The sequence below is a fragment of the Stackebrandtia sp. genome (assembly GCF_035643755.1).
GTDB lineage: Bacteria > Actinomycetota > Actinomycetes > Mycobacteriales > Micromonosporaceae > Stackebrandtia.
Genome location: NZ_DASQPW010000242.1, coordinates 1 through 10,407 on the forward strand (window position 1 = coordinate 1; position 10,407 = coordinate 10,407).

The following is a 10,407-nucleotide window of genomic DNA, read 5'->3' on the forward strand; positions in this document are numbered from 1 at the left end:
TGCCGCCGCAACCGGCCCCCTCGCCGGCCCCGGCGCCGCGCACCGAGCCGCTGCCCCCGTCCAACGCACCTACTCTCTTCGACACCGCCGCGCTGCACCCCGAGCCCGAGCCGAAGCCCGCCGAGGAATATCAGCACCGCGCCAGCCACCTGCCCCCCGCGCAGCCGCGCCCCACGGTCGCGCCGCCCCCGGCCACCGACCCCGCGCCGGAGCGCACCGGGGTGTTCCGTTCCGAGCCACGTCCCGCCCCGGCCCCGCAGCCGACCTCCCCCAACCGGCTGAACCCGAAGTACAGCTTCGACACCTTCGTCATCGGCTCGTCCAACCGCTTCGCCCACGCCGCGGCGGTGGCGGTCTCGGAGTCCCCCGCCAAGGCGTACAACCCGCTGTTCATCTACGGGGGTTCCGGGCTGGGCAAGACCCACCTGTTGCACGCCATCGGCCACTACGCCCAGAGCCTCGGCAACGCCAGTTCGGTGCGGTACGTGTCGACGGAGGAGTTCACCAATGACTTCATCAACTCGCTGCGTGACGACAAGCGCCAGGCGTTCCAGCGGCGCTATCGCGACGTCGACATCCTACTGATCGACGACATCCAGTTCCTGGAGCGCGCCGAGCGCACCCAGGAGGAGTTCTTCCATACCTTCAACACCCTCCACAACTCCAACAAGCAGTTGGTGATCACGTCCGACCGCTCGCCGAAGCAGTTGTCCACTCTGGAGGATCGACTGCGGACGCGGTTCGAGTGGGGCCTGCTGGCCGACATCCAGCCGCCCGACCTGGAGACCCGGATCGCGATCCTCCAGAAGAAGGCGGCCCAGGAGCGCCTCGACGCGTCGCCGGAGGCCCTGGAGTTCATCGCTTCGCGGATCAACCACTCGATCCGGGAGCTGGAGGGCGCGCTGATCCGGGTGACCGCCTACGCGAACCTCACCCGGCGCCCGGCGGATCTCGCGCTGTCCCAGGAGGTGCTGCGCGACTTCATCCCGGAGGGCGAGAGCCCCGACATCACCACCGAGGACATCATGGCCGCCACCGCCGAGTACTTCGGCGTCAGCGACAACGATCTGCGGGGGCACTCGCGTTCCCGGGTGCTGGCCAACGCCCGCCAGGTCGCCATGTACCTGTGCCGCGAGCTCACCGACCTGTCGCTTCCCCGCATCGGCCAGGCGTTCGGCGGCCGCGACCACACCACCGTCATGTACGCCGATCGCAAGATTCGCAAGCAGATGGCGGAGAAGCGCTCGCTGTACAACCAGATCGCCGAGCTCACCAACAAGCTGAAACAGCAGGGCCGTTTAGCCACTTCTCAAGATTTTTTCCACTTTCTTATCCACAGCTGATGTGGACAACTCTGTGGGAAACCTGTGGAAGACAGGGGAAAATCTGTGGAGGGCGTGTGGATATCCTGTGGACAGTCATTTTCGTTCGTCCACACCACTTGTGGACAATCTGTGTATAACCTGTGGACCGATCTGTGAATAGCTGTGGAGAAAATCCCTCCGGCTGTGGATGTGTGGATAACCCCGGGTTTCTCCACACCGGTCTCCACATCTTCTCCACATGTGCACTTCCATTGCCACCAGCGAAAACGGCCGTAATCCACAGTTTCCACAGCACTCAATACGACTACGGTATTTATCTCCTAAGAACAACATCTGTTAGTAGCGGTGTGGAAAACTCTCGCCCTTCGTTCGGGCCGAAACCGGGCGCCGCAAAACCCGGATCGGTCGTCCGCCCCGATCGGGTTCATGGCAGCATGGTCACCTCACCGAGGGGACGCGAAGGAGAAACCCATGAAGCTTCGAGTCGATCGCGACGCGCTCGCAGACGCCGTCGCCTGGACCGCCAAGAGCCTGCCGGTACGACCGTCGGTGCCGGTGTTGGCCGGAGCTCTGCTGACCGTGGAGGACGGCCGGCTCACCATCTCGGGCTTCGACTACGAGGTGTCCAGCCAGGTGACGCTGGACGTGTCCGCCGACTCCTCCGGCAGCGCCCTGGTTTCCGGCAAGCTGCTCGCCGAGATCGTCAAGGCCCTGCCCGCCAAGCCGGTCGACCTGGCCGCCGAGGGAAGCCACGTCGAGCTGACCTGTGGCAGCGCCCGCTTCACCCTTCCGACCATGCCCGTCGAGGACTACCCGGCGCTGCCCGACATGCCCTCGTCCGCCGGAACCGTTGACGCCGCGGCATTCGCCGCCGCGGTCGCGCAGACCGCCGTCGCCGCCGGACGGGACGACACCCTGCCGACCATGACCGGCGTTCAGTTGGAGTTCAACGGCAGCGGGCTGGCCCTGATGGCCACCGACCGCTACCGGATGGCGATCCGCGATCTGGACTGGCGGCCGGAAAACGGCGACATCAACGTGACCACCCTGATCCCGGCCAAGGCGCTGTCGGACACGGCCAAGGCGCTGGGGAGCCGGGGCGGCGAGGTCACCATCGCGCTGCCCGACAGCGAATCCGGCGGGGTCGGCATGGTGGGTTTCGCCGCCGACGGCCGCCGCACCACCAGCCGGGTGCTCGACGGCCAGCTGCCGCCTCTGCGTTCCCTGATCCCGTCGAGCTTCTCGTCGGAACTGCGCGTCAACACCGCCGAGATCGGCGCCGTGGCGCGCCGGGTTTCCCTGGTGGCCGAGCGCAACTCGCAGCTGCGGCTCAGCTTCGACGACGACGGCCTGGTGGTGGAGGCCGGCGGCGCCGAGGACGCGAAGGCGTCGGAGGGTCTGGACTGCCAGTACACCGGCGAGGCCACCAAGGTCGCCTTCAACCCGCAGTACCTTCTGGACGGCCTTTCCGCGGTGTCGGCCCCGGTGGCGGTGTTCTCATTCGCCGGGTCCGGTAAGCCCGTCACCCTGACCGGCGACAAGATGTCCGAAGACGACGAGGGCGACTACAGCGGATACCGGCATCTGTTGCAGCCCTTGCGCTACGACGGCTAATCACCATGACACGAGCGTGAAGGAGCATTCGATGCAACTGGGGATCATCGGCCTGGGCAAGATGGGCGGCAACATGCGCACCCGGCTGCGCGATGCGGGCCACGAGGTCGTCGGCTACGACATGAACCCCGACCTGGCCGACGTCGACAGCCTCGAGGCCATGGTGTCACGGCTGGAGGCGCCCCGCGCGGTGTGGATCATGGTGCCCTCGGGCGACCCGACCCGCCAGACCGTGGCCCGGCTCGGCGAGCTGCTGGACGCCGGCGACGTCGTGGTCGACGGCGGAAACTCCCGCTTCAGCGACGACGCCGAGCACGCCGAACTCCTGGCGGGCACGGGGGTCGGCTACGTCGACGCCGGCGTGTCCGGCGGCGTGTGGGGTCTGAAGAACGGCTACGCGCTCATGGTCGGCGGGGACGCCAAGCACGTCGAGGCCCTGATGCCGATCTTCGACGCGCTGAAGCCTCCGGGCGAGTTCGGCTTCGTCCACGCCGGTGGCGTGGGCGCGGGCCACTACGCGAAAATGGTCCACAATGGCATCGAATACGGGCTGATGCAGGCATACGCCGAGGGCTACGAACTGCTGCGCGCCAGCGAGCACGTCACCGACGTCCCCGCGGTCTTCAAGTCCTGGCGCGAGGGCACCGTGATCCGCTCCTGGCTGCTGGACCTGATGGACCGGGCCCTGGACGACGACCCCGAGCTGGAGAAGCTGTCGGGCTACGCCACCGACTCCGGCGAGGGCCGCTGGACCGTCGAGGAGGCGATCCGGCTGGCCGTTCCGCTGGAGGCGATCACCGCCTCGCTGTTCGCCCGCTTCGCCTCGCGGCAGGACGACTCCCCCGCCATGAAGGCGATCGCCGCGCTGCGCAACCAGTTCGGGGGGCACGCGGTCAAGCCGGAAGACTGACCAGCGTGGCTATTCTTCGATAAGGAAATCCGACGTCGGAAGGGCGGGTGCACCGTGCACGTACGGCGCCTGGAACTCACCGACTTCCGTTCCTACGCGCACGTCGACGTGACGCTGCCCGAGGGGCAGTGCGTCTTCGTGGGTTCCAACGGCCACGGCAAGACCAATCTGGTGGAGGCGTTGGTGTACCTGGCGACGGGTTCCAGCCACCGGGTGGCCACCGACGCGCCCCTGGTGCGCACCGGAGCGGCCGCCGCCACCGTGCGGGCCGCCGTCGTCCACGAGAGACGGGAGCTGCTGGCCGAGCTGGCGATCACGCCCGGCAAGGCCAACCGCGCCAAGCTGAACCGCGCCAACCTGCCGCGCGCCCGCGACCTGATCGGCGCGTTGAAGGCGGTGAGCTTCGCGCCCGAGGACCTCAACCTGGTCCGCGGCGACCCGGAACAGCGCCGCCGCATGCTGGACGAGCTGCTCACCGCCCGCCACCCCCGCTTCGCCGGCGTGCGGGCGGACTACGACCGGGTGGTCAAGCAACGCAATGCCTTGCTGCGTACCGCATTCCTGGCGCGCAAGACCGGCGGGCGCGGGAACACCGACCTCCACACCCTGGACATCTGGGACGCCCACCTCGCCGAGCACGGCGCGGACCTGCTGGCAGGGAGGCTGGCCCTGGTGGAGGACCTGGCCCCCTACGTGGTCAAGGCGTACGACGCGGTGAGCGCCGGGCGCGGCCGTCCACAGTTGAACTATCGCAGCGCGCTGGCCGAATCCGAGCCGCTGGCCGCCGACCGCGACCTGTTGGGGGCGCGGCTGTCGGCGGCGCTGGCGGCGGCCCGTTCCCGCGAGGTGGAGCGCGGCACCACCGTGGTCGGTCCGCATCGCGACGACCTGGAGCTGCGGCTGGGAGAGCTGCCCGCCAAGGGGTACGCCAGCCACGGCGAGTCCTGGTCGTACGCGCTGGCGCTGCGGTTGGGCGCCGCGGAGCTGTTGCGGGACAACGGGACCGCGCCGGTGCTGATCCTCGACGACGTCTTCGCCGAGCTGGATTCCGGGCGCCGGGACCGGCTGGCGGAGCTGGTGGCCGCCGCGCCGCAGGTGTTGGTCACCTGCGCCGTGGCCGATGACATACCATCCAGTTTGGATGGAGCGCGTTTCGACGTCCACGATGGGGAGGTGAACCGTGTCGTTTGACGATCGCGCCGCGCCGAGGCGCCGCCGCCGCTCCCCCGCGCGCCGGGGGGAGGCGACCTGGTCGGGGCCGGGCCCCGACGCCCGCGACCCGCAACGCATCGGCGACGTGTTGGGGAAACTGGTGCGCGACCGGGGCTGGCGGCGCAACACCGCGCAGGCCGGGATCTTCGCGCGCTGGGGGGAACTGGTCGGCCCGGAGATCGCCGCCCACTGCCGCCCGGTGTCGTGCGACAAGGGCGAGTTGATCATCGAGGCCGAGTCGGCGGCCTGGGCCACGCAACTGCGCTTGTTCAAGACGCAGATCCTGCAGCGGCTGTCGAGCGGAGTCGGGCCCGACATGGTGACCCGGGTGCGGATCAACGGACCGTCCCAACCGTCGTACGTCACCGGACCACGCCGGGTCCGGTTTCGTCAATAAACCGGCGACAACGGCGTATAACAGATGAACGGTCCGCACCCGCGAGGGGGTGTACACGGACCGGCCCGGAAGAACTGTGGTGCGGCTTAAGGGGCGCTGGATGCGATTGTGTCGGGGTCGCCCAGTAAGCTTGAGCGGTACCGCCGGGTAGGCGCGGCTGGAATCCTGATTCTCACGCCCGGCCCGGTGCGTGCTCGAAACGTCAATGAACAAGGAGTAGTTGGTGGCAGCGGCGAAAAAAGCAGACGATTACAACGCCGGGTCGCTGACCGTCCTCGAGGGTCTCGAGGCGGTCCGCAAGCGACCCGGCATGTATATCGGTTCGACGGGGGAACGCGGCCTGCACCACCTCGTGTGGGAGGTCGTCGACAACGCCGTCGACGAGGCCCTCGCCGGGTTCTGCGACACGATCGACGTCACGATCCTGCGCGACGGCGGCGTGCGGGTGATCGACAACGGACGCGGTTTCCCCGTCGACCTTCACCCCAAGTTGAAGAAGCCCGGCGTCGAGGTGGCGCTGACCGTGCTGCACGCCGGAGGCAAGTTCGACTCCAAGTCCTATCAGGTTTCCGGCGGTCTGCACGGCGTCGGCGTCTCCGTGGTCAACGCGCTGTCCACACAGATCGACGTCGAGATCGAAAAGAGCGGCTTCGTCTGGCGACAGTCGTATAAGAACTCGGTGCCCGGCCCGCTCGAAAAGGGCGAGAAGACCGGCAAGACCGGTACGGCGCTGACCTTCTGGCCGGACGACACCATCTTCGAGACCGTCGAGTTCAACTTCGAGACCATCTACCGGCGGCTGCAGGAGCGGGCCTTCCTCAACAAGGGCCTGAAGATCGTGCTGCACGACGAGCGCCCCCGCCCGGAGTCCGAAGAGGACACCAAGCCGCGCGACGTGACCTTCCGGTACGACGAGGGCATCGCCGACTTCGTCCGGCATCTCAACGCCACCAAGAACCCGCTGCACAAGACCGTGGTGATGTTCGAGGCGACCGAGGACAACCAGAGCCTCGAGGTCGCCATGCAGTGGAACGAGTCGTACGGCGAGAGCGTGTTCACGTTCGCCAACATGATCAACACCCACGAGGGCGGCACCCACGAGGAGGGCTTCCGGGCCGCGTTGACCAGCTGCGTCAACAAGTACGGCACCGACAAGAAGCTGCTGAAGGGCGCCGACCGGCTGTCGGGCGACGACATCCGCGAGGGCCTGGCGGCCATCGTGTCGGTGAAGCTCACCGAGCCGCAGTTCGAGGGCCAGACGAAGACCAAGCTGGGCAACACCGAGGTGAAGAGCTTCGTCCAGAAGGTCTGCAACGAGTGGCTGGTCGACTGGTTCGACCGCAACCCCTCCGAGGCCAAGATCATCATCACCAAGGCCTCGGCCGCGGCGCAGGCCCGCAAGGCCGCGGCGCAGGCCCGCAAGCTGGCGCGCCGCAAGTCGCTGCTGGAGACCTCCTCGATGCCGGGCAAGCTGGCCGACTGCCAGTCCACCGACCCGCGCGAGTCCGAGATCTTCGTGGTCGAGGGCGACTCGGCCGGCGGCTCCGCGAAGCAGGGCCGCGACCCCCGGACCCAGGCGATCCTGCCGATCCGGGGCAAGATCCTCAATGTCGAGAAGGCGCGCATCGACAAGATCCTCAAGAACAACGAGGTGCAGTCGATGATCACCGCGCTGGGCACCGGCATCCACGACGACTTCGACATCGAGAAGCTGCGCTACGGCAAGATCATCCTGATGTCCGACGCCGATGTGGACGGACACCACATCAACACCCTGCTGCTGACGCTGCTGTTCAGGTTCATGCGTCCGCTGGTGGAGATGGGCCATGTCTTCCTGTCGCAGCCGCCGCTGTACAAGATCAAGTGGAACCGCAAGGGCGACGTCTTCGAGTACGCCTTCTCCGACCGCGAGCGCGACGGCCTGATCGAGGCCGGTGTCGCCGCCGGCAAGCCGGACCCCAACAAGCACGAGGGCATCCAGCGCTACAAGGGTCTCGGCGAGATGAACTACACCGAGCTGTGGGAGACCACCATGAACCCGGCCACCCGCGCGCTGCTGCGTGTGACCCTCGACGACGCGGCAACCGCCGACGAGCTGTTCAGCGTCCTCATGGGTGAGGACGTGGAATCCCGCCGCCAGTTCATCCAGCGCAATGCCAAGGACGTCCGGTTCCTTGACATCTGACGCCCATCCGTTCTTCGTCCACGTAAATCTGCCAGGGGAGAGGTAAACCTTCGGTGAGCGATCCAAACCAGCCCGAAGTCGATGTGCCCGAGGTCCACGCCGGCCGAATCGAGCCCGTCGGCGTCGAAGTGGCGATGCAGCAGTCCTATGTCGACTACGCGATGAGCGTGATCGTCGGACGTGCCCTGCCGGACGTCCGCGACGGCCTCAAGCCCGTGCACCGCAAGATCCTTTACGGAATGTACGACGGCGGTTATCGTCCCGACCGGGCTTATGTCAAGTGCTCCCGCGTCATCGGCGACGTCATGGGGCAGTACCACCCGCACGGCGACGCTCCGATCTACGACGCGCTAGTGCGCATGGCGCAGCCCTGGTCGCTGCGCTACCCGCTCGTCGACGGCCAGGGCAACTTCGGCTCGCCCGGCAACGACCCGGCCGCCGCCCCGCGGTACACCGAGTGCCGGATGGACCCGCTGGCCATGGAGATGCTGCGGGACATCGACGAGGACTCCGTCGACTTCGGACCCAACTACGACGGCAAGACCACCGAGCCCGCCGTGCTGCCCGCCCGGATCCCCAACCTGTTGGTGAACGGCTCCGAGGGCATCGCGGTCGGCATGGCCACCAAGATCCCGCCGCACAACCTGCGCGAGATCGCCGAGGCCGTCTACTGGTGCCTCGACAACACCGAGGCCGACGAGGAGACCACCCTCGACGCGCTCATTAAGATCGTCAAAGGCCCCGACTTCCCCACCGGCGCCGCCATCCTGGGCCGCCAGGCCATCGAGGACGCCTACCGCACCGGCCGCGGCGCCATCCGGGTGCGCGCCATCATCGAGGTCGAGGAGGACCGCAAGGGTCGCACCAACCTGGTGGTGTCCCAGCTGCCGTACCAGGTCAACCCCGACAACCTCGCCGAGCGGGTCGCGGAGCTGGTCAAGGACGGCAAGCTCAACGGCATCGCCGACATCCGCGACGAGTCCTCCGGCCGCACCGGCATGCGGCTGATCCTGGTGCTGAAGCGCGACGCCGTCGCCAAGGTGGTGCTGAACAACCTCTACAAGCACACCCAGCTGCAGGACACCTTCGGCGCCAACATGCTGGCGCTGGTGGACGGCGTGCCGCGCACCCTCAACCTGGCTCAGTTCGTGCGGCACTACACCGCGCACCAGATCGAGGTCATCGTCCGGCGCACCAAGTTCCGGCTCCGCAAGGCCGAGGAACGCGCCCACATCCTGCGCGGACTCGCCAAGGCCCTGGACCACCTGGACGAGGTGATCGCCCTGATCCGGCGCTCGCCCTCGGCCGAGGAGTCCAAGGCCGGCCTGATGCGGCTGCTCGACGTGGACGAGGTGCAGGCCACCGCCATCCTCGACATGCAGCTGCGCCGCCTGGCCGCGTTGGAGCGCCAGAAGATCGTCGACGAGCTGACCGACATCGAGGCCCGCATCGCCGACCTGGAGGACATCCTCGCCAAGCCGGAACGGCAGCGCCAGATCATCAAGGACGAGCTGCGCGCCATCGTGGACAAGTGGGGCGATGAACGCCGCACCAACATCGTCCCCTTCGAGGGCGACGTGGCCATAGAGGACCTGATCGCCCGCGAGGACATCGTCGCCACCATCACGCGCGGCGGCTACGCCAAGCGCACCAAGGTCGACGCCTACCGCTCGCAAAAGCGCGGCGGCAAGGGCGTGGCGGGCGCCCAGCTGAAGCAGGACGACCTGATCAGCCACTTCTTCGTGTGCTCCACACACGACTGGCTGCTGTTCTTCACCAACAAGGGCCGCGTCTACCGCGCCAAGGCCTACGAGCTGCCCGAGGCCAGCCGCACCGCGCGCGGCCAGCACGTGGCCAACCTGCTGGCCTTCCAGCCCGACGAGCAGATCGCCCAGGTGATGCAGATCAGCGGCTACGACGTCGCGCCGTATCTGGTGCTGGCGACCCGCCGCGGTCTGGTGAAGAAGACGAAACTCACAGAGTTCGACTCGCCGCGCTCCGGCGGCGTGATCGGCGTCAACCTGCGCGACGGCGACGAGCTGGTCGGCGCGGCGTTGGTCACGCCCGACGACGACCTGCTGTTGGTGTCCAAACACGCCCAGGCGATCCGCTTCCAGGCCACCGACGAATCGCTACGCCCCATGGGGCGCGCGACATCCGGCGTGATAGGCATGAGGTTCGTCGGAGCCGACGAATTGCTCACCATGGAGGTCGTCCGCAACGGTGTCGACATCCTGGTGGCCACCAGCGGCGGCTACGCGAAACGCACACCAGTGGAGGAATATCCCCAGCAAGGACGCGGCGGTAAGGGAGTGCTCACCGCTAAGATTACCGACAGGCGGGGCAACCTCATTGGCGCACTGTCGGTGACACCCGATGACGAACTTTTCGCCATCACATCGGAGGGAGGGGTGATCCGGACACCGGTGAAACCGGTGCGTCGGACGTCCGATCGCAACACGATGGGTGTCAAGCTGATTAACCTGCCAGATGGCGTGTCACTTCAGGCGGTGGCACGAAGCGCCGATGACCCAGACGAACAGGACTGAGACACATGACCGATGCGCAGGCAGGCGGGGCTTCAACGGCGCGTGCCGCGGTCGCCGGTGACAACCCGGCGACCACCACGCCCACCCAAGGCGGCACCACCAGCTACACCCGGCCGCCCGGGATGACGGCCCCGCCCACCTCGCCGGACGCGATCAACACCGGCGCCACCCAGGGCCCCGCCCGCGTCGCCGACGCGGTCCGGGCCGCCCGCGCG

Annotated in this window: 7 protein-coding genes and 1 pseudogene; all 8 read left to right on the forward strand. The window is 67.6% G+C overall.

Annotated elements, in window-relative coordinates; translation table 11 throughout:
• Positions 1-1,343: chromosomal replication initiator protein DnaA (dnaA, locus tag VE172_RS18690; protein WP_324803480.1), on the forward strand; the 1,343-nt coding region annotated here is incomplete at its 5' end.
• Positions 1,344-1,796: 453 nt separating this feature from the next.
• Positions 1,797-2,939 carry a DNA polymerase III subunit beta gene (dnaN, locus tag VE172_RS18695; RefSeq protein ID WP_324803481.1) on the forward strand — a complete coding sequence of 381 codons (1,143 nt, stop codon included), beginning with the start codon at positions 1,797-1,799 and terminating at the stop codon, positions 2,937-2,939.
• Positions 2,940-2,970: 31 nt separating this feature from the next.
• Positions 2,971-3,849 (forward strand): phosphogluconate dehydrogenase (NAD(+)-dependent, decarboxylating), encoded by an 879-nt coding sequence (gene gnd, locus VE172_RS18700; protein ID WP_324803482.1) that lies wholly within the window; start codon positions 2,971-2,973, stop codon positions 3,847-3,849.
• A gap of 54 nt (positions 3,850-3,903) precedes the next feature.
• A complete protein-coding gene (recF, locus tag VE172_RS18705; protein ID WP_324803483.1) occupies positions 3,904-5,040 on the forward strand; it encodes a DNA replication/repair protein RecF in 1,137 nt (378 codons plus the stop codon).
• Complete coding sequence (locus tag VE172_RS18710) at positions 5,030-5,458, forward strand: DciA family protein (protein WP_324803484.1); 429 nt, start codon at positions 5,030-5,032, stop codon at positions 5,456-5,458. Before recF ends, VE172_RS18710 begins: the two co-directional genes overlap by 11 nt.
• A 220-nt stretch (positions 5,459-5,678) precedes the next feature.
• Positions 5,679-7,643 carry a DNA topoisomerase (ATP-hydrolyzing) subunit B gene (gyrB, locus tag VE172_RS18715; protein ID WP_324803485.1) on the forward strand — a complete coding sequence of 655 codons (1,965 nt, stop codon included), beginning with the start codon at positions 5,679-5,681 and terminating at the stop codon, positions 7,641-7,643.
• A 134-nt stretch (positions 7,644-7,777) separates the two neighbouring features.
• Positions 7,778-10,192: a DNA gyrase subunit A gene (gyrA, locus tag VE172_RS18720; protein ID WP_349258454.1), complete on the forward strand. Its 2,415-nt coding sequence runs from the start codon at positions 7,778-7,780 to the stop codon at positions 10,190-10,192.
• A gap of 5 nt (positions 10,193-10,197) precedes the next feature.
• Positions 10,198-10,407 (forward strand): annotated as a pseudogene (locus VE172_RS18725) (DUF3566 domain-containing protein); the annotation flags it as partial.